The organism is Mesorhizobium sp. WSM3879 (assembly GCF_002294915.1).
GTDB lineage: Bacteria > Pseudomonadota > Alphaproteobacteria > Rhizobiales > Rhizobiaceae > Mesorhizobium.
In genome coordinates this window covers 365832-390852 of record NZ_NSFZ01000002.1, presented here as the reverse complement: position 1 = coordinate 390852, position 25021 = coordinate 365832, and the positions used below count along the sequence as shown (strand labels likewise).

29 protein-coding genes are annotated in these 25021 nt (G+C 64.8%); 11 read left to right on the top strand and 18 right to left on the bottom strand.

The annotated features are described in order from the left end of the window. Positions 1-83: 83 nt before the first annotated feature. From CK218_RS05280 to CK218_RS05265, 4 genes are all read right to left on the bottom strand, one after another. Positions 84-500, bottom strand: coding sequence for a DUF1284 domain-containing protein (locus CK218_RS05280; RefSeq protein ID WP_095827077.1), 417 nt, complete (start codon positions 498-500; stop codon positions 84-86). After that, positions 497-1105, bottom strand: coding sequence for a biotin transporter BioY (locus CK218_RS05275; RefSeq protein WP_095776217.1), 609 nt, complete (start codon positions 1103-1105; stop codon positions 497-499). The genes CK218_RS05280 and CK218_RS05275 overlap by 4 nt, the downstream gene beginning before the upstream one ends. A 198-nt stretch (positions 1106-1303) precedes the next feature. Continuing rightward, the gene (locus CK218_RS05270; RefSeq protein WP_066999005.1) at positions 1304-1969 is read right to left on the bottom strand and encodes a GntR family transcriptional regulator; all 666 of its coding nucleotides are present in this window, start codon (positions 1967-1969) and stop codon (positions 1304-1306) included. Positions 1970-2067: 98 nt separating this feature from the next. Beyond that, the gene (locus tag CK218_RS05265) at positions 2068-3081 is read right to left on the bottom strand and encodes a polyprenyl synthetase family protein (protein WP_095827224.1); all 1014 of its coding nucleotides are present in this window, start codon (positions 3079-3081) and stop codon (positions 2068-2070) included. A 162-nt stretch (positions 3082-3243) separates the two neighbouring features. Between CK218_RS05265 and CK218_RS05260 the strand changes: the two genes are divergently transcribed. The 6 genes from CK218_RS05260 (at position 3244) to moaB (ending at position 6953) form a co-directional block, all read left to right on the top strand. Next, entirely contained in the window at positions 3244-3468 is a 225-nt protein-coding gene (locus CK218_RS05260) for a DUF2007 domain-containing protein (RefSeq protein WP_066999078.1), read from the top strand. Then, the gene (locus CK218_RS05255; RefSeq protein ID WP_179294428.1) at positions 3468-4262 is read left to right on the top strand and encodes a methyltransferase; all 795 of its coding nucleotides are present in this window, start codon (positions 3468-3470) and stop codon (positions 4260-4262) included. The genes CK218_RS05260 and CK218_RS05255 overlap by 1 nt, the downstream gene beginning before the upstream one ends. Positions 4263-4370: 108 nt before the next feature. Continuing rightward, positions 4371-5228 carry a S49 family peptidase gene (locus tag CK218_RS05250; protein WP_066999014.1) on the top strand — a complete coding sequence of 286 codons (858 nt, stop codon included), beginning with the start codon at positions 4371-4373 and terminating at the stop codon, positions 5226-5228. Between the two features lie 83 nt (positions 5229-5311). After that, positions 5312-5497, top strand: a complete 186-nt coding sequence (locus tag CK218_RS05245) for a hypothetical protein (RefSeq protein WP_066999017.1) — start codon at positions 5312-5314, stop codon at positions 5495-5497. A 26-nt stretch (positions 5498-5523) separates the two neighbouring features. Beyond that, positions 5524-6405 (top strand): 4-(cytidine 5'-diphospho)-2-C-methyl-D-erythritol kinase, encoded by an 882-nt coding sequence (locus CK218_RS05240; RefSeq protein ID WP_095827076.1) that lies wholly within the window; start codon positions 5524-5526, stop codon positions 6403-6405. Further along, entirely contained in the window at positions 6405-6953 is a 549-nt protein-coding gene (gene moaB / locus CK218_RS05235) for a molybdenum cofactor biosynthesis protein B (protein WP_095827075.1), read from the top strand. The genes CK218_RS05240 and moaB overlap by 1 nt, the downstream gene beginning before the upstream one ends. A gap of 14 nt (positions 6954-6967) precedes the next feature. On the opposite strand, the gene CK218_RS05230 is transcribed toward moaB, so the two are convergent. Together CK218_RS05230 and CK218_RS05225 are read right to left on the bottom strand one after the other, a co-directional pair. Next, the gene (locus tag CK218_RS05230; protein ID WP_095827223.1) at positions 6968-7942 is read right to left on the bottom strand and encodes a hypothetical protein; all 975 of its coding nucleotides are present in this window, start codon (positions 7940-7942) and stop codon (positions 6968-6970) included. Between the two features lie 195 nt (positions 7943-8137). Beyond that, complete coding sequence (locus CK218_RS05225; RefSeq protein WP_095827074.1) at positions 8138-8641, bottom strand: glycosyltransferase; 504 nt, start codon at positions 8639-8641, stop codon at positions 8138-8140. Positions 8642-8789: 148 nt separating this feature from the next. Here CK218_RS05225 and CK218_RS05220 point away from each other — a divergent pair, with 148 nt between their 5' ends. Further along, the gene (locus CK218_RS05220) at positions 8790-9944 is read left to right on the top strand and encodes a PA0069 family radical SAM protein (RefSeq protein WP_141245458.1); all 1155 of its coding nucleotides are present in this window, start codon (positions 8790-8792) and stop codon (positions 9942-9944) included. A 253-nt stretch (positions 9945-10197) separates the two neighbouring features. Continuing rightward, on the top strand, positions 10198-10896 hold the full coding sequence (locus CK218_RS05215) for a ribonuclease HII (protein WP_095776222.1): 699 nt from the start codon (positions 10198-10200) through the stop codon (positions 10894-10896). 211 nt (positions 10897-11107) lie between these two features. Here the strand turns inward: CK218_RS05215 and CK218_RS05210 are convergent, their stop codons facing one another. The 7 genes from CK218_RS05210 to CK218_RS05180 form a co-directional block, all read right to left on the bottom strand. Beyond that, positions 11108-11599: a F0F1 ATP synthase subunit B gene (locus CK218_RS05210; protein WP_066999035.1), complete on the bottom strand. Its 492-nt coding sequence runs from the start codon at positions 11597-11599 to the stop codon at positions 11108-11110. A 10-nt stretch (positions 11600-11609) separates the two neighbouring features. Then, complete coding sequence (locus CK218_RS05205) at positions 11610-12191, bottom strand: F0F1 ATP synthase subunit B (RefSeq protein WP_095827072.1); 582 nt, start codon at positions 12189-12191, stop codon at positions 11610-11612. A gap of 62 nt (positions 12192-12253) precedes the next feature. Continuing rightward, on the bottom strand, positions 12254-12478 hold the full coding sequence (locus CK218_RS05200) for a F0F1 ATP synthase subunit C (protein ID WP_066999040.1): 225 nt from the start codon (positions 12476-12478) through the stop codon (positions 12254-12256). Between the two features lie 79 nt (positions 12479-12557). Further along, the gene (locus CK218_RS05195) at positions 12558-13319 is read right to left on the bottom strand and encodes a F0F1 ATP synthase subunit A (protein WP_066999043.1); all 762 of its coding nucleotides are present in this window, start codon (positions 13317-13319) and stop codon (positions 12558-12560) included. A gap of 65 nt (positions 13320-13384) precedes the next feature. Further along, positions 13385-13777: an AtpZ/AtpI family protein gene (locus CK218_RS05190; protein WP_066999046.1), complete on the bottom strand. Its 393-nt coding sequence runs from the start codon at positions 13775-13777 to the stop codon at positions 13385-13387. A gap of 290 nt (positions 13778-14067) precedes the next feature. Next, positions 14068-15249 (bottom strand): cell wall hydrolase, encoded by a 1182-nt coding sequence (locus tag CK218_RS05185; RefSeq protein WP_095827071.1) that lies wholly within the window; start codon positions 15247-15249, stop codon positions 14068-14070. 140 nt (positions 15250-15389) lie between these two features. Next, the gene (locus tag CK218_RS05180) at positions 15390-16745 is read right to left on the bottom strand and encodes an MFS transporter (RefSeq protein WP_245434904.1); all 1356 of its coding nucleotides are present in this window, start codon (positions 16743-16745) and stop codon (positions 15390-15392) included. A gap of 37 nt (positions 16746-16782) precedes the next feature. On the opposite strand from CK218_RS05180, the gene CK218_RS05175 reads away from it, so the two are divergent. Beyond that, a complete protein-coding gene (locus tag CK218_RS05175; RefSeq protein ID WP_095827070.1) occupies positions 16783-17700 on the top strand; it encodes a LysR substrate-binding domain-containing protein in 918 nt (305 codons plus the stop codon). A gap of 109 nt (positions 17701-17809) precedes the next feature. Here the strand turns inward: CK218_RS05175 and der are convergent, their stop codons facing one another. Both der and CK218_RS05165 read right to left on the bottom strand, forming a co-directional pair. Then, positions 17810-19240: a ribosome biogenesis GTPase Der gene (der, locus tag CK218_RS05170; RefSeq protein ID WP_067327802.1), complete on the bottom strand. Its 1431-nt coding sequence runs from the start codon at positions 19238-19240 to the stop codon at positions 17810-17812. Between the two features lie 6 nt (positions 19241-19246). Beyond that, positions 19247-19912, bottom strand: a complete 666-nt coding sequence (locus tag CK218_RS05165; RefSeq protein ID WP_066999055.1) for a tetratricopeptide repeat protein — start codon at positions 19910-19912, stop codon at positions 19247-19249. Between the two features lie 202 nt (positions 19913-20114). Here CK218_RS05165 and CK218_RS05160 point away from each other — a divergent pair, with 202 nt between their 5' ends. Next, a complete protein-coding gene (locus tag CK218_RS05160; protein ID WP_095827069.1) occupies positions 20115-21119 on the top strand; it encodes a polysaccharide deacetylase family protein in 1005 nt (334 codons plus the stop codon). A 69-nt stretch (positions 21120-21188) separates the two neighbouring features. Here CK218_RS05160 and sbmA read toward each other — a convergent pair whose 3' ends face one another. From sbmA to CK218_RS05145, 3 genes are all read right to left on the bottom strand, one after another. Next, entirely contained in the window at positions 21189-22448 is a 1260-nt protein-coding gene (gene sbmA, locus CK218_RS05155; RefSeq protein WP_066999060.1) for a peptide antibiotic transporter SbmA, read from the bottom strand. A gap of 122 nt (positions 22449-22570) precedes the next feature. Then, positions 22571-23731 (bottom strand): YbfB/YjiJ family MFS transporter, encoded by a 1161-nt coding sequence (locus CK218_RS05150; protein ID WP_095827068.1) that lies wholly within the window; start codon positions 23729-23731, stop codon positions 22571-22573. 71 nt (positions 23732-23802) lie between these two features. Next, on the bottom strand, positions 23803-24000 hold the full coding sequence (locus tag CK218_RS05145; protein WP_066999065.1) for a hypothetical protein: 198 nt from the start codon (positions 23998-24000) through the stop codon (positions 23803-23805). Positions 24001-24095: 95 nt separating this feature from the next. On the opposite strand from CK218_RS05145, the gene CK218_RS05140 reads away from it, so the two are divergent. Next, entirely contained in the window at positions 24096-25010 is a 915-nt protein-coding gene (locus CK218_RS05140) for a LysR substrate-binding domain-containing protein (RefSeq protein ID WP_095827067.1), read from the top strand. Positions 25011-25021: the final 11 nt, after the last annotated feature.

Sequence of the window (25021 nt, the reverse complement as noted above, 5' to 3'; positions counted from 1 at the left end):
GCGAATCACAATGCAATCATCGGGCTTAAAAAATACGGCGTGCGTCCAAAAAGTCCGGCGCGGGAAGCCGCAGACGGCGCCGCCTAAAGACGCGTATCTTGGAATCCGCTGAGGGCAACCGCGCTGCACAGGTCGGACCATTCGCAGCCCGTGCACGCCTGACGCGTCAGGCCGGAGGAAAACGCCTTGCGCATCGGCGCCAGGCTAGAGGCATCCAACACGAGCCGGTCGCCGGCCTGGACGGACCGGCCGAGGAGAGCGCCGACGTCGCGCGCCGCGAGCCCGTCGCGCTCGGCGGCGCCTTCGCCCAGGCAGTGCGGCTCGGGCTCGACCAGCATCGGGGTGCAGATGTCGTCCGGCCCCGACACGATCAGGACCGCCTCGCCGTCGCCCAGCCGCTTCACCACCTTGTCGTAATTGGCGGTGAAAGCGGGCGAGTAGCCTTTGCCGACATAGGTCAGCAGGCAGAGCAGATGATGGGCGCGCAGCCTGACGGTCATTGCGTCTTTGACGAGCGGTCGCGCGGTTCGGCCCGATAGGTGGAAAAGAGCTTCAGCGTTGCGGCGCCCAGCGCCGACTTCAGGAGGCCGCCGACAATGAAGGGCAGGAAGCCGAAGGTGATGGCCTTCTCGGCGCCGATCATGGCGGCAAGCCAGGCCGTGCCGAGAACCAGGCACAGAAGATTGCCGATGAGCATGGCGGCGAAGGCAAGCATCACCCGATTGCCGTTCCAGCCGCGCTCGGCCAGCCAGCCGACGATCGCACCGACGATCGGGAAGGAGAAGAGATAGCCGCCGGTCGGGCCCATAAAATGCTGCACGCCGGCCGCACCGCCGGCCAGAACCGGGAAGCCGGCGGCACCCTCGACAAGCCAGGCCGTGATGGTCAGCGCGCCGAAGCGCCAGCCATAGAGCGCACCGACCAGCGTCACCGCGAAGGTCTGCATGGTCACCGGAACCGGCACCATCGGCACCTCGATGTAGGACGACAGCGCCAGGAACAGCGAGCCGAGGACGACGGCGCCGAACTGCCAGGCAACGGAGCGGCTGTGCAGTTGGAGCGGGCTGAAGGAAGACTGGCGGGTCGAAACGGCGATGTTTGTCACGGTGAGGTCCCTGGTTGAGTTGAAATTATAGATAATTCCTGCAATCGATCTATTATCGAATCCATATTTTTGCGGAGATGGCAAGCGCTGCCTTGCGGAGGGCAATGAGGCTGAGCCATTCATGGGCAATCGGGGCGCCCAAAACCGACATTTGACTGCCATTGAGCGCAGAAAGGCAGCTGTGTCTGGGTTCTCGCGTTAGCCGACAATGGCGAAGGCGTCGCGAGTCCTGCCGGAAGCGGTCTTGACCGGTTTTTGGCCGATCCATTGCACATGCCGGCCGAGCGTGGCGGCAGCCGATTCCGTGTTGCCTTGCCTCAGCGCGCTCAGGATCGCCCGGTGATCCTGATCGGTGCGGGTCTCCCATTCGGAGCGCCAGGCGGCGAACAGGAAACGCGCGCTTGCGGCATGCAGGTCGTCGATGGTGGAAAGCAGGCGCGGCATGTTGCAGGGCGTCAAGATCAAGCGGTGGAAGGTGCGATTGGCCTCCTCCCAGGAGCGGACATCGCGGGATTTGTCGCCCGCCTTGGTCGCCTCCTCGGCGCGGTCGAGGATCGCCGGCGTCAGATGCGGCGCAGCGTGGCGCAGCGCCAGCACTTCGAGCGCGGCGCGCATCTCGGCCACTTCCCTGACCTCGCCGAGGTCGAAAGCGGCCACACGCACGCCGCGGCGCGGCTCGCTGATCGCCAGACCTTGCGCCTCGAGGCGGCGAAAAGCCTCGCGCACTGGCACGTGGCTGGTGCCGAATTCCTCGGCGACATGGTCCTGGCGCAGCCGCGATCCGGGCTCGATAACGCCCGAAATGATGCGGTCCGCCAGTTCCTTGCTGATGCGGACGGCGATCGTGTCCTCTGTGGTGGCCATGTTTTATAGATAATTTGCTGAGCTGCCGTTTGTCGAGACGGCCAGAGCGGGAATCAGAGATGCCCGCCCGGCGGACGCCGAAGAGAACCGACAGGCGCTCAGTTGACGCGGCTGATGCAGAAATCGATGACGTCGATCAGCGCCGATTTCTGCGGCGTCGCCTCCAGCGGCGCGAGCGCGTCGCGGGCGATCTCGCCGAAGTGACGGGCGCGACCGATCGTATCGGCGATGGCGCCATGGCGGGTCATCAGACCGATCGCCTTTTCGAGCCCGGCATCGTCGGCGGCATTTTCCTCGATGGCGCGCTTCCAGAAGGTGCGCTCCGCCTTGGTGCCCCGCCGATAAGCGAGGATCACCGGCAGCGTCACCTTGCCCTCGCGGAAATCGTCGCCGACATTCTTGCCGAGATCCTTGCTGGAGCCGCCATAGTCCAGCGCGTCGTCTATGAGCTGGAAGGCAAGGCCGAGATTCATGCCATAGGAGCGCAGCGCCGCCCGGTCGGTGCGGGAAGCGAGCGCGATCACCGGACCGACCTCGGCGGCGGCCGAGAACAGGGCGGCGGTCTTGGCCTTGATGACGGCGAAGTGCTCGTCCTCGGTGGTCTCCAGATTCTTGGCAGCCGCAAGCTGCATCACCTCGCCCTCGGCGATGATGGAGGCGGCGCTCGACAGGATGTCGAGAGCCTCCAGCGAGCCGACTTCGACCATCATGCGAAAAGCCTGGCCGAGCAGGAAATCGCCGACCAGCACGCTCGCCTCGTTGCCCCAGATCATGCGCGCCGTCTTCTTGCCGCGGCGAAGCGCGCTCTCGTCGACGACGTCATCGTGGAGCAGCGTCGCGGTGTGCATAAATTCGACTGCGGTGGCGAGCTTGACGTGCCCCTCGCCCGCATAGCCGAACATCTGGGCGGCGGCGAGCGTCAGCATCGGCCGCAGCCGCTTGCCGCCGGACGAGATCAGGTGGTTGGCGACCTCCGGGATCATCTCGACGTCGGAGCCGGCCTTCGACAGGATCAGTTCGTTGACGCGTCCCATGTCGGCTGCCGTCAGGTCGATGAGATCCTGGATGGAAGCAGGTTCCCGCTTGCCTTCGATATTCAGAACGACACCCACCACGATCACTCCCGTCTCATTGACGCGCCCGACAACACCCTGGTCCCGGTGGGACTCTAGGTCGGCACAACCGCGCACGGCAAGAGGCGAATTGGCGCGGTTTGGCTGGCGCTGGGCGGCCCCGGCGTTTACATGAGCGCCGCAACCTGCGATTTTCATTCCATGATCGAGCTTGTCCGCACCAACGACGCCGTCCTCATCTCCTTCGTCGAATCGCTCATGCGCGACGCCGGCATCGCCTGCTTCGTCGCCGACCAGAACATGAGCGTGCTCGACGGATCGATCGGCATCCTGCCCAGGCGCGTCATGGTCGATGCCGAGAAAGCCGATGCCGCACGGCGCATCCTGAAGGATGCCGGCATCGAGAACGAGATCCGCCGGCAATAATGGCAGCATCAACCGCCCTCGCCCCGGACACGCCGGCCCACACGGTCGACGCCTTCCATCGCGGGCGCTTCTGGCTGGTGCAGCCGCGACAAGGCCACCGTGCCGGCATGGACGCCATGATGCTGGCGGCTGCCGTCCCATCCGGCTTTTCCGGCCGGCTCGCCGATTTCGGCGCGGGCGCCGGTGCGGCGACGCTCGCCGTGCTGTCGCGCTGCCCTTTGGCACACGCGGTTCTGGTCGAGCGTTCCGCGGAGATGGCGGCCTTTGCCGCGGCCACGCTTGCCCACCCCGGGAACGCGCATCTCGGCGACCGCGCCTCGGTGCTTAAGGCCGACGTCACGCTTGCGGGACGGGCACGGCACGGAGCCGGACTTGCCGACAATTCGTTCGACTTCGTCGTCATGAACCCGCCCTTCAACGCGGCGCAAGACCGCGCCACGCCGGACGCGCTGCGCAGAGAAGCGCATGTCACGGAAGACGGCCTGTTCGAGCGCTGGATCAGAAGTGCGGCCGCCGTCGTCAAGCCGCGCGGCGGACTGGCCGCGATTGCGCGGCCGGAGCAGCTTGTCGCCATCCTGGATGCGATGGAAGGCCGCTTCGGCGATGCCGAGATGCTCTGCGTGCACCCGCGCCCAGACGCGGCGGCGATCCGCATCGTCGTCAGGGCGGTGCTCGGCGCGCGCGGAAAACTGTCGATCCGGCCTCCGCTCACCTTGCACGGCGCATCCGGCAACGAGCCGACGGAGCGGACCGAAATGATCAACAACGGGCTGGCGTCGCTGTTCGGCGATTGATCAGAGGCCGGCGATGCGGCATTGCCGTTGCGCGGCGAATTCCTACATGCCCGGGAGCAAGGATGAGGTCTGACCTTGCTCTAGCATCTCTTGTGGAGACAAGCTTTCGTGAAACGCTTCTTCAACCGCCTGCTGCCGAAATCCTGGCGCTCGACAGTCGTCACCATTCCGGTCATCAGGCTGCATGGCACGATCATGCCCGGCGGCGGCCAGTTTCGGCCAAGCCTGTCGCTCGCCTCGACGGCCGGGCTCATCGAGAAAGCGTTCGGCTTCGACGCGCCGGCGGTTGCGATTTCGATCAACTCGCCGGGCGGCTCGCCGGTGCAGTCGCGGCTGATCTTCAAGCGCATCCGCGACCTGGCGGCAGAGAAGGATAGACGAGTGCTCGTCTTCGTCGAGGATGTGGCGGCCTCCGGCGGCTACATGATCGCAATCGCCGGTGACGAGATATTCGCCGACCCTTCCTCGATCGTTGGCTCGATCGGCGTCGTCTCCGCCTCCTTCGGCTTCCCGGAGCTGATGAAGAAGATCGGCATCGAGCGGCGCGTCCACACCGCGGGCCAGAACAAGGCCGTACTCGACCCCTTCAAGCCGGAAAAGAGGGAAGACGTCGAGCGGCTGAAAGCCTTGCAGCTCGAAGTGCACGAGACCTTCATCGATCTCGTCAAGGAACGGCGCGGCACCAAGCTCAAGGACGACCCGGATCTGTTCACCGGACTGTTCTGGACCGCCAAAAAGGGTCTCGAGCTCGGCCTCGTCGATGCGCTGGGCGACATGCGCAGCGTGCTCAAGACCCGTTTCGGCGAAAAGACGCAGCTCAGGCTGATCACCGCGCCGCGCGGGCTTTTCGGCCGTTTCGGCTTGTTCGGATCGCGTTTTTCGGCGCCGGACATCGCCGCGGCCGCGGCCAGCGGCGTCATCGATGCGGCGGAAGAGCGCGCGCTGTGGGCGCGCTTCGGGCTTTGAAAAAGCCATGATTGCGTCTAGCATGGCCGCTTGACCGACCCATCCGGCCGGCCTTGCCGCGAGAACGCGGGAGGAGTTGTGAGATGCCGCAGATCATTTTCTTCGTTGTCGTCGGCGCCGCCGCCTATTTCGGTTATCGCGCTTTCGTACGCGAGGCCGAGCGCGTGACGGCCAAGATCCGGCGCACCGAGAAGCAGGCGGCCAACGGCACGATGGGAACGCTGGTCAAGGATCCGAAGACCGGCGAGTACCGTCTGGCCAAGGACTGAACACCATCTCGCCAGCAGCCGACATTCTGGAGGCAGAGGCCAAGTCCCAGACATGGCTTGCGCCTGCCAAGATCAACCTCGCGCTGCACGTCACCGGACGGCGCGCCGACGGTTACCACCTGCTCGATAGCCTTGCCGTGTTCACGCGCTTCGGCGACCGGCTCGAGATCGAGCTGGCGCAAGACGATGCGTTTTCGGTGTCTGGCCCCTTCGCCGCCGGCGTGCCAATCGATGGCGACAATCTGGTACTCAAAGCGCGCGACGCGCTGCGGCGGGAAGCCGGCGCGCAACAGACGCCACCAGTCGCCATCCGGCTGGAAAAGAACCTGCCGGTCGCTTCCGGCGTCGGCGGCGGCTCGAGCGACGCGGCGGCGGCGCTCAACGGCCTTTCGCGCCTCTGGAAGCTCGACATCGGGGAGGCGGGGCTGGCGCGGATCGGGCTGACGCTCGGCGCCGATCTCCCGATGTGCCTCAAGGCAAGGCCGCTCCTTGCGCGCGGCATTGGCGATGCACTTTCGCCGCTGACGGAGTTTCCGGCGCTGGCGCTGGTCCTCGTCAACCCGGGCGTGGCCGTTTCGACACCCGAAGTGTTCAAAGCGCTTTCCAAATCTGACAATGAGGCATTGCCGCCGCTGCCCGGCCGCCTCGATTTTCACGGCATACGCAATTGGCTGGACACGACGCGGAACGATCTCGAACCTGCCGCTCGCGCCATCCAACCGGCGATCGGCGATGCGCTCAAGGCGCTGAAGAAAGCGGGAGCCGCCTTTGCCCGCATGTCGGGCTCCGGTGCTACCTGCTTCGGCCTGTTCGAGACTGGCAATGTCGCCAAGCGCGCGGCGATCGACATCCGCCGCCGCCATCCCGGTTGGTTCGTGGCCGCGACGCGCAGCATGGAGACCGACTGATGGCCAACGAAAGCCGCCCCTTCATCCCGGTGCGCATCGCGGTGCTGACCGTTTCCGACACGCGCAGCCTAGCCGAGGACAAATCGGGGCAGATATTGGCCGACCGCATCGCAAAGGCTGGTCATGTATTGGCCACTCGCGACATCGTGACCGACGACCGCGAGAAGATCCGCGAAAAAGTGCTCGCCTGGTCGAAGGATGAAACGGTGGACGTCGTCATCACCACGGGCGGCACCGGCTTCACGGGGCGAGACGTCACGCCGGACGCGCTGGAGCCGATTTTCGAAAAGCGCATGGACGGCTTTTCGGAAGTCTTCCACCGGATTTCCTATGACAAGATCGGCACATCGACGATCCAGAGCCGGGCGACCGGCGGCGTCGTCAACGCCACCTTTATCTTCGTGCTGCCGGGCTCGCCCGGCGCGTGCAAGGATGCTTGGGACGGCATCATCAAGGCGCAGCTCGACTACCGGCACATGCCCTGCAACTTCGTCGAGATCATGCCGCGGCTGGACGAGCACCTCAGGCGCGGCGGCAAGCTGGAGTAGCGGCCCCGTCCGGCTCAGCGGATGACCGGCTCGCCGTGGAAGCGGCGGCGCGACGGCCGCGAGACGCCGAAGCCGATTTCCATCATCAGCCGCGGCGTATGCGTCGGCACCGTTCCCATATGGAAGCCGAACGGATCCTCGACGAAGCCGAGGCCCGCCTCGCCCGTCAGCGTCACAGGGCTTTCCGGACCGTAGACGTCCAGCACGTCTTCCGCGGGGTGGCCGACCAGAAGCGTGAGCTGGTGCTTGAGCGCGCGGCGCCTGTGGCTGCCGCGGACATAGACATGCGGGCCGGTGCCGGCGTCGACCGGCACCAGATAGAAGAAGAATTTCAGCATCCGCCAATCGTCGAGATCGAAATGGTATTTGCCGAGCGAGGCGAGATTCTTGTCGGCATCCGAGGCCTTGCCGGTCGGAAAGCTCCACCACACGCGCGTCGTGATCAGTTTCGCCTGGCCGCCGAGATAGTGCTGCGCGACCTCGAGGAGCAGCGGATCCCGCTGGATGGCAAGCGCCGCCGGGCAATCGAGGATGCGTTCGAAATAATGCCCGCTGAGCTGCGAGCGGCCGAAACGCTTCTCCGCCTCGGCATGGTCGCCCGGCATGAATTCGAGACGGCGGTCGAAATTGCCGAAACAGGGCGTGCGTTGCGCAAAAACGGCGATCTCCTCATGGATCGCCGGCGGCAGCGTGAACCCCGAAAACAGTCCATCGGAGCGAAGCGCCGCGACCACCGCCTCGCGATCGACTCCGGCAAACATCGTCTCTCCCGCATTGTCGAGCGGGCGGACGCGTCTGGCGCCTAGCCAGTGCATGCGGCGCCCCGGCATGGTGCGCGCCAGCACGAACATCGGCAGCCAGGCCGGATTTTCGCGTAGATCTTTCAGATAGGTCGGGATGCGCACGGCGATGCGCCTGAACAGGCTGCCATTGCGGGCGATCGCCTCGAGGTTGGCCGCGCCTGAATTATCTGGAGTACCAAGGTTCATCGGGTTCCTCGTATGCATGGCGTCCATCGAAGCGCCAGCCGTCTGCCGCTTCATCGTCACCCAATCCCGATTGTCCCGCTTCAAGCAGATGCTAATTCACCGCAGTTTTTTGTGCAATGCACAATAGAATGGGCCGGCAAAAGTTTGGCGACCTCTTCTATCTTCTCGCCTTCTGGAGAGAAGGAGGGCATGCGCTCACTTCGGCGGCGCCACCCAGATTTCGGCATTCAGCCTTCTGGTGGCGAGGCCGCGCGCCAGAGCTTCGGCGCTGCGGGCGCTTTTCGCCAGCACCGTGGCCTGGCGCTTGCTGATGACAAGCCCTTCCTCCAGAGCCCGGTTGCCCGAAAAAACCCGGACCAGAAACGGCATGCGATTGCCGCGGGCGCGTGAAAAACGCGCCGGCATCGTCTGCCTCGCCGCGTGAGCGACGACGTCGTCGATCCAGCCTTCGGCGAGCCGGGCGCCGGGTTCCAGAAGCAGCAGCCAGTCGCCCTTGGCCTGGCCGATGCCCGTTGCGATGCCGCCGGCCACGAGGTGGCAGCCGGCATGCTCGGCGACGCGATGCGTCTGGTCGGTCGAGCCGGTGTCGCAGACGATGACGTCGCGCACGACGCCCTCGACCGCGCCGCCGATCAACGAGGCCAGCGTGCGGGCAAGGCCTTCTTCGTCGTTCCTGGTTTCGATGAGGACGCTGAGCATTTTAGCCGAATAGCGGAAAGCGCGGCGCTGCGCCAGTTGCGCTTTCTGAACGAGAAAGTTCTTGCTTTGTTCTCATTGGTAAAATAGGAATAGTTTCATGAACAGAGCGATTCGACAGCCTGCCGACAGTCCCTGGGAGAGGGCGAAAATGGAACAGATCGTGCGCGCCGACATTGCCGCTTTCGGAGCAGGCAGAGCCGAGATGGCAAATGCAATGATAGAACAGAGCGGCATGCGCGTGCGGCCGGACCGCAATCGCGGACGCTCCGCGGGCATCAATCCGTCCGGCCGCTTCGAGCCGGTCAGCCGGCATGTGTTCGACGATGGCTGGAACTCGCTGGAGGAACTGCCGCCGTTCAAGACGGAGGTGCAGGTCGAGAAGCCGCGCACCATCATCACGCGCAACGAGTCGCCGGACATTTCCTTCGATCGTTCGATCAATCCCTATCGCGGCTGCGAGCATGGCTGCGTCTACTGCTTTGCCAGGCCAACGCATTCCTTCATGGGCCTGTCGCCGGGGCTCGATTTCGAATCCAAGCTCTTTGCCAAGCCCGATGCGGCGCGTATGCTGGACAGGGAATTGTCGAAGCCCGGCTACCAGCCGCGCACCATCGCCATCGGCACCAACACCGATCCCTACCAGCCGATCGAAAAGCAATACCGGATCATGCGCGAGATCCTGGAGGTGCTGGAGGCGCGTGGCCATCCGGTCGGCATCGTCACCAAGTCGGCACTGGTGACGCGCGATATCGACATCCTGTCGCGCATGGCCGAACGCGGCCTCGCCAAGGTGGCGCTGTCGGTGACGACGCTCGACCGCATGCTGGCGAGAACCATGGAGCCGCGCGCCTCGACGCCGACAAAGCGGCTGGAAGCGATAAGGCAGCTTTCGGATGCCGGCGTCCCCGCCTCGGTGATGGTGGCGCCGATCATTCCCGGCCTCACCGATCCGGAGATGGAGCGCATCCTCGATTCGGCGCGCGCCGCCGGCGCCAGGGAGGCAGGCTATGTCGTGCTGCGTCTGCCGCTCGAGGTGGCGCCGATCTTCAAGGACTGGCTCTTGCGCCATTATCCGGATCGCTACCGGCATGTGATTTCGCTGATCCGCTCGATGCGCGACGGCAAGGACTACGATTCGGAATGGGGCAAGCGCATGAAGGGCGCCGGACCCTATGCCTGGCAGATCGGCCGGCGCTTCGAGATCGCCGCCAAGCGGCTCGGCCTCAATGCCGAGCGGCGGCAGCTTCGGACCGACCAATTCGTCGCAGGCTCCGGCGTCGGCGAGCAGTTGATGCTGCTGTGAAGACGATGCCGCCGCGAAGGCCGGCGCCAAGGCAACTCCGGAGGCAGACTTTTGCGCCCGGATTGCGATCCGCTAACCCTCTGTTTTGATGTAACTTCGTACGGAAGGCCCGCTACGCACTCTTCCTGGAATTGCTCAAGAATCCCGTCCGGCCCAGTCCCCCGGCCGTGAGACGGTGCCCTCCCGGTCCGACGCCCCATCCGACCCGGAGGGACTTGCGGAGAATCGGAGCCGATGCGAACCTCGCCGCACCATGGCTCGCGCGCGTTCCGATTCTCCGCTTCTCTTCGAAATGGTCGAGAAGCCCGACTTCTCGATTGAAACGAAAGCGATGGCCGAGGGGCTGTGGCCGGTAGCGGGGATGGACGAGGCGGGCCGCGGGCCGCTTGCCGGTCCGGTGGTGGCCGCGGCCGTGGTGCTCAACCCGGCCAACATTCCCGAAGGGCTCGACGATTCCAAGCGCCTCACCCATCTGCAGCGCGAGGCGCTGTTCCTCAAAATCCTGGGCTCGGCGCTCAGCGTCTCGATGGCCTCGATCAGCGCCGAAGGCATCGACAACAGCAACATTCTGAAAGCCAGCCTGGAAGCGATGCGCCGCGCCGCCGCTGGCCTGTCGCTGCCGCCCAAACTGGCGCTGGCGGACGGTCGCGACGTGCCGCCAGGGCTCACCTGCGAGGGCCGCGCGCTGATCAAGGGCGACCAGCGCTCGCAGTCTATCGCCGCCGCCTCGATCATCGCCAAGGTGATGCGCGACCGCATGATGTGCGGCTGCGGCGGCCATCATGAGCATTACGGCTTCGAAATGCATATGGGCTACGCGACGGTCCGCCACCGGACCGCGATCGAGGCGCATGGCCCGGTGGCGCGACTGCACAGGGCGTCGTTCGCGCCGTTCCGGTTGGGCGGCGTCGAGGTGGCGGAAGCGGAAGAGAGCTTCGAGGGAATAGATTAATCTCAGGAGAGATGGCCGGCAGGCTGAGGGGTCGTCGCGCGTGACGCGCCGATGTCGTCTTTGGTCGTACAAGGGGTTGAGCTCTACGCGCAACGACCCCCTCTGTCGCCTTCGGCGACATCTCCCCCTCAAGGGGGAAGATTATTCGCGCCCAAAACAAAAAAGCCGCCGGGTTGCCCAGGCGGCTTCATGTCAGCAACGGCAGAGCCGCTCAGTTCAGCTTGGCCTTCACGTCCTGCAGCGCCGACTTGAACAAATCGGCGCCGGCCTTGGCGTCGACCTTGGCGGCGAGCAGCGCACGGGCGGCCTCGACGGCGATGTCGACGGCGCTGGCACGCACCTCGCCGATCGCTTCGCGTTCGGCCTGGCTGATCTTCTGCTCGGCAAGCGCCGTGCGCCGGGCGACGTAGTCCTCGGTCTTCTTATGCGCCTCGGAAGCAAGGAGCTCGGCCTCGCGCTTGGCGGCGGCGACGATGTCGGCGGCCTCCTTCTCGGCTTCCTTGCGCTTCTGCTGGTATTGGCCGAGCAGCTGCTGGGCCTCTTCGCGCAGGCGGCGCGCTTCCTCGAGTTCGCTGCTGATCTTGGCCGCGCGGGAATCGAGCGACTTTGCGAGCATGCCCGGCACCTTCAGATAGATGACGGCGCCGAGGAAGATGATCAGGGCAATGGTGGCCCAGAGCGTGGCAAGTGATGTGGCGTCCATGATGGCCTCCTCACCGGGTCGCGGATTTGACCGCGGCCGAAATCTCGGCCTTGTCGGTCTTGCCGCCGACCAGCGCCTCGACGATGGCCGACGTGGTGTCCTCGGCTATCGTGCCGACTTCCTTCATCGCCTTGGCCTTGATCGAGGCGATGCTCGCCTCGGCTTCGCCGAGCTTCTTCTCGAGTTCCGCCTCGAGCTTCTTGCGCGTGCTTTCGGCTTCGCTCTTGGCGGCGTCGCTCGCCTGCTGGCCGATCTTGTTGGCGTTGGCCTTAGCTTCCGCCAATTCCTGCTCATAGGCGGCAACGGCAGCGTCCGCCTCGCCCTTCAGCCTGGCGGCGTGGTCGAGATCCTGGGTGATGCGATTGTTGCGGACATCGATGATACCGCCGATGCGCGGCATCACAACCCGCTTCAGGAACAAATAGAAGAGCCCGAAGGTGATGACGAGCCACAGGATCTGCGACGGGAAGGTCTCGGCATTGAACGGCGGGAACGTGCCATGCTCCTCGGCAGGCACGGCGGTGCCCGCATGCGTGTCGCCCTCGGCCGTGGCCGGCGCGGATTCTTGCGCAAAGGCAGATGTCACGAACATCTCATTCCCCTGTCCATACGGCGGGGCCGCACCATGCGGCCCCTTTCGTCAGCGCGTGGTTCTTACCTGAAGACCAGCAGCAGCGCGATGAGGAGCGAGAAGATGCCCAGCGCTTCGGTCACGGCGAAGCCGAAGATCAGGCGGCCGAACTGGCCGTCAGCGGCCGACGGGTTGCGGAGCGCACCCGAGAGATAGCTGCCGAAGATGTTGCCGAGGCCGATGCCGGCGCCGCCCATGCCGATGCAGGCGATACCAGCGCCGATAGCAGCTGCTGCAGTTGCGTCCATTTCAAAACTCCTGTGGTTTTCGTAATCGTTGCGGTTGGTACGTTGGGTATGCTGGCGCCGGGGCGCCGGTGAAAATCGATCAGTGGCTCGGGTGCAGAGCGTCGTTCAAATACATGCAGGTCAGCACGGCGAAGACGTAGGCCTGCAGGAAGGCGACCAGCAGTTCCAGCGCCGTCAGGGCAACCGCCATGGCGAGCGGCAGGACCGAGCCGGCGATGCCGACCGCACCCAGCGCGCTGAGGCTGACGACGAAGCCCGAAAACACTTTCAGCGTGATGTGGCCGGCCAGCATGTTGGCGAAAAGACGAACCGAGAGGCTGACGGGACGCGAGACAAAGGAAATGACTTCGATCGCCACCACCAGCGGCATCAGATAGCCAGGCACGCCATGCGGCACGAACAGCTTGAGGAAGCCGAGGCCGTGCTTGGCGAAGCCGTAGACGATGACGGTGCCAATGACCAGGATCGCCAGCGTGAAGGTGACGATGATGTGGCTGGTGACGGTGAAGAAATAGGGGAACAGGCCGATCAGGTTGGCGACCAGCACGAACATGAACAGCGAGAACACCAGCGGGAAGAATTGCATGCCCTGCTTGCCCGCCGCATCGCGCAGCATGTTGCCGACAAACTCATAGGCCATTTCCGAGACCGACTGCAGGCGGCCAGGAATGAGGGCGCGGCTGGCGGTGCTCATGTAGAGGAAAGCGGAAGCGACGGCGATCGTCACGACCATGAACAGAGCGGAGTTGGTGAAAGAAATGTCGTAGCCGCCGATATGAAGCGGGATGATCGGATGGATCTGGAACTGGTGGATCGGATCGACCTGGTCAGCAGCAGCCACTTTAAATCCCCGTCAAAGCCACAACCGGCTTCTTAAGTTTCTTTCGCGCCTTGCGGCGCCTTACTTCAGTCCTTCGGTTCGGGCGGCTTGCCGCCCTGGCCGAATTCCGATGCAAGTCCCGACGAACGCAGGACATTGAGTATACCGGCGCCAAAACCCAGCAGCAGGCCGACGATCAGACCCCAGGGCGCGATTCCCGCCAAGCGGTCGATGATCCAGCCCAGGCCGACACCAACCACCACTCCGGCGATGAACTCGCTGGACAGTTTCAGGGCCTGACCGTAACCGGTCGCAGCTTTCGCTTCGTCTTTCCCCTCGAGCCGGTCCGTGCGTCTTGATGCAAGCGATGCTTCAAGCTCGCGCCGGCGGCGCTCAAGTTCGTCGTCGCGGATGGTGGCTTCTGGCTGCCTGCCGCGGCCGGTTTCTCCGGTTCCGTCTGGCCCGTTTTTGTCGGCCATCGCAACCCCCCTGCCCGGGCAGACGATCACCGTCCGTCCGCTTCTAAAGTCGCCGGCAACATAGTTAGCGGGTCCGCGCCCGTCAAGCCACGGGCCGAACTTCAAAGCGATGTATTTTCCCGTTTCAAATCAACGACTTATCCGGGTGCGACATCGTGCCCGTCACGCCTGTGCGAGGACTCGGCGCGAATCCGGGAGGCAAGCCGCTCCGATCGATGCGCGCAGCAAGCGAGAAAGAGCGTCGCCGCAGGGTGCCGATCAAGCGGCTCAGTTCGAGCCGCCTAAACGGCTCAGCTCCAGCCGCCGCCATAGGTGCGATAGAAGATATGCAGGCCGATCCTGGTCATGCGCTGCATGGCGCGCGCCCAGCCCGGATGGACGTAGTTGGCGTAGTAATGCGTCGAGGATCCGACCTCGGGGATGAAGATCTTGCCGGCGGTCACCGCCATGGCGACATCCTGGGCGGTCTTGTACGCGACCGCGTCGTTGATGCGCTTCTTCCTGCCGTCGCAGGCGAAGGAGAACTGGCAGCGGTTGAACCAGTTGTCGTTCTGGTAGACGACGCCGCAGATCGTCTTCGGATAGGCAGGGTTGCGGACGCGGTTGAGGATCACCTGCGCCACCGCGGCCTGGCCGCGCACCGGTTCGCTGCGCGCCTCAAAATAAATGCCCTTGGCGAGGCATTCCTGTTCCGGCTTGGAGAAGACGGCCGCCGGCAGCGGATTCTGCATCCAGGCGTGATCCCCCTTGCCCATTGGCGGGATGAAGCGGCCGTCATTCGCATCGTCCTGCAGCAGAGCCTCAAAGGGCGAGGCCTTGGCATAGTCGGGCGCCGACTGGGCATAGGCGGTGGCGAGGATATCCGGCTTGTCGTTGTTGACGAGAGCGATGAGAGCCGCCGGCAAATCCGGATCGGGCTTCTTGTCCTCGCGGATGTGGAAGGCCTGGGCGATCTGGATTTCCTTGCCCTTGATGCCGGGCTTGGCGAAAGTCAGCTTCAGGCCGCTGTCCATCGCCGGACGGAGCAGCGAGGAGGTACGCTCGAAGATGGAGCCGGCGCTGAAATTCTTCGGCGGCGCAACCGGCGACACCTGGACGAGGCGGCCCTTCTTGTCGGCGCGCACGACTCGGTCCTCATCGGGCGTAGCGCCGGCGACATTGCCCTTGCCGCGGAGCGCCACCGTGCCAACGCCAGGCAGGTCCACGCCGGAGCCGGAGATCGAGCCCGTGGCGGCCGAATCGACGAACGGCATCTCGGCGGCGTGCACCGAGCCGGCGACGGATTTTTCGACATAGGCATTCCAGCGATGGCTGGGCGACTCCAGCCCGGACACGAGGCTTGCCATATCCTGGTAAGCGACGACGGACGGAAAGCCGACCCAGAAGCCGAGCCCCAGAACCAAAGGAGGAAGGAAGGAACGTTTATTCGCAACGGCGGCGGCGACGAGCCGCGTAAGAACGCGTCGATGCACGGAACTCTCCAGAAACGCTACTGACCCCGGAGAGCCAAAATGAAGCATTAACCTTGATGGGGGGTTAACGGCACCGATCGTGTTTTTTTCATGTTGCAGATAAGCCGGCCTCCGCCAGCTGTAGAAAACCGGCGAAAACGTCAGGCCGTGCGCAGAAAGATCGGCCATGCGATCGCCGCACAGATCGCCGCCGCCAGCCACACGTCCGGCCATGCGAAGAGAAGCAGAAGCCAGGGAATGGCGATCGGCACAAGGCAGAAGCCGACAAAGACCAGAGTGTTGGCGAGGCTGAGCGCGGTGCCGACATGGCCGGCACCGGCAAGTGTCGCAAGCTCGGTATAGGCAACGCCATGCCAGGCCGAGACGCAGATGCCGGCTACGATCACCATAAGGGGCAGGAGCAACAGCAGCGACGGCTGCCTGGCCGCAGCGATGGCCAGAATCCATAGCACCAGGAAGGCCAGCGCGCTCAGCGCGCTGCAGAACCTCAGGAACGGCCTTCGGTTGCGGTGGCGGTCGGTGAAGCGACCGCTCCAGACGCGCATCGCCATGGCGCCCGTCTGCACGGCGGCGAGGGTGGCGCTGGTTACCCATGTGCCCGTGCCGGCAAAGTCGTGCAGGAAGACGGAGGCAAAGGTGAGCACCGCCACCTGCGGGAAGCAGAGCAGGCCGATAGCTGCCGAGATGCGCCAGACCTCGATGTTGCGCAGCGGCGCCGGGCCGCTCGTGACGGCGGCGGCATGCGCGTCGCCTTGCGTCGGCGGTTCGTGCAGCCAGCGCCAGGCAAAGAAAGCCGAGAGCGCGGAGAGAGCCGCCAGCAGGCCGAAGACGGCGGCGAAGCCGAAGCCCAAGGCTAGCGACGGCAGGACGAGCGCGCCGAGCCCACCGCCAAGCGGCACCGCCGTCTGCCTGATGCTCATGGCGAAGCCGCGCTCGCCTTCGCCGAACCAGCCCATGATGGCGCGGCCGCTGGAGCCGTTGACGCTGCCGCCGAGCAGGCCGGCAACGAGCAGGCTGGCCGAAAGCAGCACGACACTGGGAGCGGCTATTTTCGTAGGCACGACGAGGATTGCCATGGCAAAAAGCCACATGGCGGTCGCGCCGAGCCCGGTCAGCAGCACGCGGCGGTCGCCCCAGCGGTCGGTAAGCACGCCCCAGGGCAGTTCGCTGAGCGCCACGCCGAGGCCGAGCAGACCGAGCGCAGCGCCGAGCGAGGCATTGTCGAGATGGTAACCCTGGCGCATCACCACAGCCGTCGCCGGGATGCCGGAGAAGGTAGCGGAGAAGCCGGCATTGGCGGCGACGCCGATGCCGAGCACTTTCCATCGATGGGTGGGCCCGAAGGCGCGGCCAGCCGAAGCGGCGGCGCCTGCCGCGGGCCGCCGGCAATCGTTGCGAGTTACGATGGCGGACATGATCTCGTATTCCCTCTGCGCCGGTCCATCGGTCTTGACCGATCGGATGTAGCGCCATAGCTTCATCCAGAAAATCAGCAAGTTTTTGATCGATAATCCTGAAAATAAGGACAATCTCATGCGACGCGTCACATTCGACCTCGACGTGCTCAGGACCTTCGTCACCGGCATGGAGCTTGGCAGTTTCGCCAAGGCGGCCGAGCGGCTCGGCCGCTCGACCTCTGCCGTCAGCGCGCAGCTGAAGAAGCTGGAAGAACAGGCGGCGACGTCGATGTTCCGCAAGGCGGGGCGCGGCCTGGCGCTTACCGAAGCCGGCGAGACGATGCTCGGCTATGCGCGGCGTCTCATCGAGCTCAATGACGAGGCGGCCTCAGCGATCCGCGACGTCGAGCTGGAAGGCTGGGTGCGGCTCGGCCTGCAGGAAGACTTCGGCGAGGCCGTGCTGCCGGAGGTGCTCGGCCGTTTTGCCTGTGCGCATCCCAAGGTCCGGATCGAAGCGCGGATCGGACGCAGCCATGAGCTCGCCGAGCGCGTCGTCTCAGGCAGCCTCGACATCGCGCTGGCCTGGCACGACGGCACGATCCTGCCCTACAGCCGGCATGTCGCCGAGGTGCAGGCGCGCTGGATCGGCCCGGCGAAACCGATGCAAGCCGGCCACAATGGTGAAGCGCTGCCCCTGGTGTTGTTCGAGGCGCCATGCCTGCTGCGCACCGTGGCGACCGAGACGCTCGACCGCGCCGGCCTCGCCTGGCGCATGGCGTTCTCGAGTCCCAGCCTCGGCGGCATCTGGGCGGCGGTCGCCGCGGGTCTCGGGCTGACGATCCGCACCGATATCGGCCTGCCGGCCACTGTCAGGGCGGTCGCGCCGGGCGTGCTCGGGCTGCCGCCCCTGCCGACGATGGCGCTGCATCTGCATCAGAAGGATGCCGAGCTCGATCCGGTGGCGGCACGGCTGGCAGAGATATTGCTGGAGGCGGCGCTGGATACGCTGCCGGAGGGAGCGCGTTTCGGCGAGGGGTTGCGAGCGGTCGCGTAGGATTCCACGCCATTCTTCATCCTCGAGCGGAGCAAGGAGCGAAGCGACACGGCGCAGACCCGAGGATGACGACGGGAGGGGGCGCTGCCGACCCTTTCCCACAAAGGGCTCAGCGCTTCTTCGCCCGACCCGCGAAAGGATTCTCCGAGGTGCGCAACGCCATGCGGATCGGCACGCCGGGCATGTCGAAAGCCTCGCGCAGGCTGTTCGAGAGGTAGCGGACATAGGATTGCGGCATCGCGTCCGGGCGCGAGCAGGAGACGACGAAACCCGGCGGCCGGGTTTTTGCCTGCGTGACATATTTGATCTTCAGCCGGCGGCCGGCGACGGCGGGCGGCGGATGATGCGCCAGAATGCCTTCCAGCCAGCGGTTGAGCTTGCCGGTCGAGACGCGGCTGTTCCAGACCTTGTGCGTCTTGATGACGGCGTCCATCAGCCGATCGAGGCCGCGCCCGGTCTCGGCAGAGACCGTCACCGCCTGAATGCCGCGCACTTGGGGAAGCAACCGCTCGGTCTTTTCGCGCAGCTCGGCCAGAAGCTCCTGCGGGTTGTCGATCAGGTCCCATTTGTTGAAGGCGATCACCGGCGCGCGGCCCTCGCGAATGATCAGGTCGGCGATTTGCAGGTCCTGCTTCTCGAAGGGTATGGTGGCGTCGAGCACGATGATGACGATCTCGGCGAAGCGGATGGCGCGCAGGCCATCCTGCACCGAAAGCTTCTCGAGCTTTTCCTGGACTTTGGACTTGCGCCGCATGCCGGCGGTGTCGAACAGCTTTATCCGGCGGCCACGCCAGTCCCAGTCGACCGAGATGGAATCGCGGGTGATGCCGGCCTCGGGTCCGGTCAGCAGCCGCTCCTCGCCGATCAGCGCATTGATCAGCGTCGACTTGCCGGCATTGGGGCGGCCGACCACGGCTATGCGCAGCGGCTTGGTCTCGTCATAGGCCGGCTCGGCGTCGGGGTCGGCGATATCCTCGCCGATAAGCACCTCGCTCACGGCGATCTCATCGCCCGGCTGTTGCGCGTCCTCGCCGAAGGCGCGTTCCTCGCCGAGTGCCGCGATCACCGCATCGCGCAGATCGGGCATGCCCTGGCCATGCTCGGCCGAGACGGGGATCGGCTCGCCGAGGCCGAGTTCCCAGGCTTCCAGCATGCCGCCTTGCGCGCCTCGCGCTTCCGCCTTGTTGGCCACCAGAACCACCGGCTTGCCGGATTTGCGGACCACGTCGGCGAAGGTGCGGTCGTCGGGCATCAGGCCCGACTTGGCATCGACAGTGAAGAAGATCAGGTCGGCCTCGCGGATGGCGATCTCGGTCTGCTGGCGCATGCGGCCGGGCAGCGTCGAGGCCGCCGCATCCTCGAAGCCGGCGGTGTCGATGACGTCGAAGTGAAGATCGTAAAGCTTGGCGGCATGGACGCGACGATCGCGCGTCACGCCCGGCGTGTCGTCGACAAGCGCCAGCTTCTTTCCCACCAGCCGATTGAAAAGAGTCGATTTGCCGACGTTAGGCCGGCCGATGATGGCGACTTTGAACGTCATCCGGGGTCACGAAGCGTTGCCCGACCCGCGGATCAGCTCGGACATCAACTGCGCCCGCTGGCGCGCATTGCGCGGGGCGCCGTCATCCGAAGCGATCTGGTCGAACAGTTTCAGCGCATCCGCCGACTTGCCTTCCTTCCAGGCGGCAAGGCCGAGCGCCTCGCGCGCCGAGCTGCGCAGCGGATTGGTGTCGGCGGTGAGCGCCTCGACACGGCTGGAGACATCGGCAAACGAGCCGTGGTCGACCAGCAGCAGCGCCGCTCTCAGCCTCGCCATGTCGCGGATGCCTGCGGGAATTGCGCTGTCGGCCGCGACCGCATCGAAATCCTTGACGGCGGCGTCGACGTCTCCCTTGTCGGCCTTGACGGTCGCCGCCCGCATGCGGGCGAGCAGCGGATAGGCGCCATAGCCATCCTTTTCCAGCTGATCGAGAGCGGCGATCGCCTCGTCGTTCTTGCCGTCATTGGCGAGCTTGAGCGCCTGCGAGAAGGCATCGCCCGACCGGTTGGCGCGGGTCTCGTCCCAGTAGCGGTAGCCGACGAAGGCGGCAGTCGCCACCACGATCAGGATCGCGGCACCGAGCAGGGCCGGACCAAAGCGGTCCCACAGCGCCTGCGCCTGCTCGCGACGAATCTCTTCGTTGACTTCGCGGATAAAACTGTCGTCCGACATCAATCAAAAACCATTGCGGCCCCGGAACGGAGCGCTTCTTGAGCCCCGCGTTTTAGCGAAATTTCGTCGGCATGGAAGGGGGATCGCCGGAAAATCGGCGGAGGCTCCCAGTGCCCCACAGGCCTTGCCGGAACGCATCGATGCTACATTTGGGCGATAGACGGCTTTCCTACAGCCCCAAAGGTTGCCCAAAAGGTTGCCAGTGCCACGTTCGTTCCGCGCCCTTGCGTTCAGCCTCGCCTGGCTTGGCTCCGTTGGCACGGGGCTTGCCGATCCGCCGAAACCGATGGCGGCGAAACCAAAGCAGATCGTGCTTATCTCCTTCGACAGCGCACGCGAGATCTCGCAATGGGAGCGCAGCCGCGCGCTGGCAAAGCGCACCGGCGCGCATTTCACGTATTTTCTGTCCTGCGTCTTCCTGCTCTCGCCGAAAACGCGCGCCGAGTACGTCGCGCCCGGCAAGGGTGCCGGCAAATCGAATATCGGCTTCGCCGCCTCGGAGCAGGATGTCGCGGACCGGCTGCAACAGATCCGGCTCGCGGCCGCCGAAGGTCACGACATCGGCAGTCATGCCTGCGGACATTTCGACGGCAAGGGCTGGAGCAAGGCCAACTGGCTAGCAGAGTTCTCGGCGTTCCGCCGCGTCCTCGAAAATGCCTATGCTATCAACGGCATTTCGCCCGAGCCCTCTGGCTGGCGTGAATTCGCCCGCCATGCCGTGATCGGTTTTCGCGCGCCGTACCTCTCGACCGGCAAGGCGCTTTACGAAGCGCTGCCCGAGGCCGGCTTCCAATATGACGCAAGCGGTGTCTCGAACGGCCCTGCCCTGCCGCGCGCAAAGAACGGCACCACCCGCTTTGCATTGCCGCAGATTCCGGAAGGGCCGAAGTCGAAGCCGGTGGTAGCGATGGACTACAACCTCTATGTCCGCCATTCGGGCGGCTTCGAGAAGCCGTCGATGGCGGGCGAGTTCGCCGACCGCGCCTATCGGGCGTTCCGCGCAGCCTTCGATGCGCAATACAACGGCAAACGACTTCCGCTGGAGCTCGGCTTCCACTTCACGCAGATGAATGCCGGCGCCTACTGGAACGCGCTGGAGCGCTTTGCGGGTGAAGTCTGCGTCATGGAGCAGGTCGAATGCATCAGCTTCCGCGACTATATCGAGCGGCAGCGCGGCGGCGATGCACGGGTTGCCGTGGGCGGCTGAGCCGCCCACTTCCAATCTCTTGCCTGGGCGCAATTCCGGACGGAAAGGCGCTCTGCAATTGTTCCGAGTTCAGGCCGGATCCTCCGCGCTCTGCCGCGCGAGATAACGCTGGTCGATGTCCGGCAGCGGCTCGCCTTCCAGCGTCGCCTCGAAGGCGCGCAGGCGCTTGTGCACCGACTGCAGCTCGACGATGGTCGACCAGGAATTCAACAGGAACTGCAGCGAATTCGTCACCTTGCCGAAGGCGTTCGAAATCTGGTTCAGCGCACCGAAGGTGATCTTGTGCGCAACCAGCGAGGGCCCGAGGATCAGCAGCGAGAAGATGTTGTCGGCCTGCAGATAGGTGTACCGAACGACGTTGAAATAGATGTAGTGGAAATAGAGCCTGAAGTAGTTGCGGCGCACATTGTCGAACAGTTCCGTCGTCGTCGCCGGCTGCGCCCGGTCGGGATGGTCTTCGCCGTAGACGAGTTCCTTGCGATAGGCGGCCTCGACGCGCTGGTTGCGGAACTGGAGGCCCGGCAGCTTGATGCCGGCGAGCATCACCGAGGCCGTGCCGAATATGCACCACCCCAGCGCGGCAACGACCAGGGGCTGCGGCACCGCGCCCAGGATCGGCAACTCGGTGATGTGCGCTTGCAGCTGGATCATCACCGGCAGGAAGGCGATGAGGGTCATGATCGACTGGACGAAGCTCGAGCCCAGGTCCTCCATGATCTGCGAGAAGCGCATCGTATCTTCCTGGATGCGCTGCGAAGCGCCCTCGATGTGGCGCAGCCGGCCCCAGTTCGCCATGAAGTAGTCGTTCATCGCCGTGCGCCAGCGGAAGATCCAGTGGCTGACGATAAAGGCGTTGACCACCTGCACGTTCATGCCGACCAGCGCCAGCCAGGAGAAGTCGGCCAACCCCCTGTAGAACTCGATGTCAGTCGATGGCGTCGTTCCCGACATCAGCCCCTGGACATAATCGAAGAAAGGTCCGTACCAGTTGTTGACGGCGACGCTGACCTGCACGTTGAAATAGATGAAGAAGAGAATGACGGCGGTCATCAGGATCGACCAGTTCTGCCACGGATGCGGAGCATACCAGCTCCAGAACGCGTAGAAGATCGCCACACAGGCCACGAAGTACATGTAGAACCACAAGAACGGCTTCGACCATAGAACCGCGATGCCGATGATGGGCGGCGCACCCGCAGCCGCCGGCGGCATGCCGAGGATGGCGCCCAGCTGTTCGCCGCCGAAGAACCAGAACAGGATCGCCGCAAGGCTCCAGAGGGCGGCCGAGGTGAAGAAAAGCTTCGGCTGCGGGAAGAAGGATACGAACACTGTGGCGGGTTTCCTCGGTCTGACCGCAAATCAGCGGCGTTGCTGTTCGGCGGGCATAAGGTCACACATTACTGGGAAAGAAAATGCCCGGCCCGGCGCCCGGCACCGAACAAGACCACAAATCATGGCGATTTTGGTGCAGCCGACCAGGCAACGACGCCGGAGACCAGCAGAGCGGCAGCCGCCATCGTCGAGGCGAGCACATAATTGCCCGAGGCCTGGGCGAGCAAGCCGGCGGCAATCGGACCGATGATCTGGCCGAGGCCGAAGGCGGCGGTCATCACCGCGAAGGTGCGGCGCGGCGCCTGCGGCGCAAGCTGCCTTGCCGCCTGCAGGCCGAACGCGGTGATGGCGATGAACGTGCCGCCGAGCAATATAGCAGCCAAAAGCGGCCCGCTGAAACCTTTGATGACGACGCTGGCGATGACGCCGACCACTTCGACCATGCAGCTCACGGCATAGGCCGTATAAAGCCCGATCCTGCCGGCGAGCTTTTGCCAGAACCAGGTCGAGGGGAAGCCGGCAAGACCGGCGATCATCCAGACCGAGGCCTCGAAGACACGTCCGCCGCCGTCCTGGCGAACGATGGCGACCAGAAAAGTGGCCGTCACCACATAGCCCAAGCCGAACAGCCCATAGGCAAGGATTATCTTCGTCAGCGATCTATCCTTCGGCAACGCCGGTTCAGGCCCATCGACGCCATTGGCGGGCGTGGCGGAGCCCGCGAGGATCGCGACGAGGAGCAGGCCGACAGCGGAAATTGCTCCCGACCATAGCCAGCCCGCGGGCCAGCCGGCATGGGCCGTGACGAGGGTGGCCAGCAGCGCCGAGGACGCCGCAATGCCCAGGCCGACACCGCCGAAATGCAGCGCTTGCAAGTCGCCACGGCCTGCCTTTGCAAGATGGCTGAAGACGATTGACGACATGAAAACCATGACGAAGGCGCTGGCTAGGCCGGCGAGAAAACGAATGGCGAGGAAAGCGGCCATCGTCTCGTTCAGTCCCATCAGAGCCGCGAGCACGGCGCTCGCGGCAAGGCTTGCGAACATCAGCAGACGCTCGCGGCCATGCGCCCAGCCGCCGGCCGCGGCGAGCGCGCCAATGAGATAGCCGAGATAGTTGGCGGAAGCGATCCAGCCGGCGTCTGCCGGCGTCAGGTGCAACTCTTCCATCATGCCGGGCAGGATCGGCGTGTAGACGAAGCGGCCGATGCCCATGGCGACGGCGAGAGCCGTCATGCCGGCGAGGGCAAGGCGCAAGGGAGATGGCGAAGCGGCTTTCATTGCAGCGCAGCATAAATGTGTGCACGTGCGAAACAATGCGATTGCGTTGGGCCAGGCCGGCTTGGCCGCCTTCAGCGGCAAGCCGTCTCGTACACCGTGCGGCCGGCCGTGAGCCGGAACGGCATATCGCCGAGCTCGCGCTCCGACATGGCGTCCAGCACCGGATGCGACAGAGGATCGACCGTCCAGCGGGCGATCTCGCCGTCCTCCTGCCAAGCCTGTCTTGGCTCAGCGCCGGAAAGCCCCTTCAGCAAAGAGAAAATCTTCATCGACCTGCTCCAAAGCCCGGTTTGCCTCGCTAGAATCCGCTTTTCTTTGGCACGTTTCAATTGAGATTTGAGACCAGCAAGTTTAGAAAAACTGGATGACGATCCTGAACCGTGTCCACCTCAATGGCTTGCGTGCCGTCGAAACCGTTGCCCGCGTTGGATCGCTTGGCGCGGCGGCTGCCGAACTCAATGTCTCGGTCAGCGCCGTCAGCCAGCAGATCAAGCGCACGGAAAAACAGCTGGGGCAGGCGCTGTTCGAGCGGACGTCCGGCGGACTCGTGACGACGGAATTCGGGGTCGTTTTCACGGCCCGGCTGAGCGCCGGCTTCCGCGAGCTTGCGCAAGCGGTGGCGTTGGCCGACGAGACAACGGAATGCACCCTGGTGGTGTCGGTGGCGCCCGCCTTCGCCTCGAAATGGCTGTTGCCCAGGCTGTCGCGGCATTTTGCCCGCCATCCCAACGTGCTCTTGCGCATAGACGCTTCAGGCAGGCTCGCCGATCTCGACCATTCCGATATCGACATTGCGATTCGGATGGGCGACGGCGCTTGGCCGGGAGTAAACGCGGAACTGCTTTTGGCGCAGGAAGTTTTTCCGGTCTGCGCACCAGCGATCGCGGCCAAGCTGAAGTCGACCGAGGACCTGGCGCAGACCTGCGCCATCACCGACGAGCGGGCAATGATCAGCTGGGATAGCTGGTTCAAGGCGGCCGGCGTCGAGCCGGTCACTTTCCAAAAAGGCGCGCGCTTCACCGATCCGATGCTCTGCCTGGAATCTGCAATCGCCGGCCATGGCGTGATGCTCGCCTGGCAATTGCTGACCGCCGATGCGCTGGCCGATGGCCGGCTGGTCGCCCCCTTCGGGGTGCGAGCTGAAAGCGGGATCGGCTACTGGATGGTGACCTCGGCCACCAAAAGCGAAAGCCGAAAGGTGCGCGACTTCAAGGCTTGGGTCCGCGAGGAGATCGAAGCGACCATGGCGCAGATCCGGGCGCTCGACAGCGCCGCCTGAGCTCGTTTGAG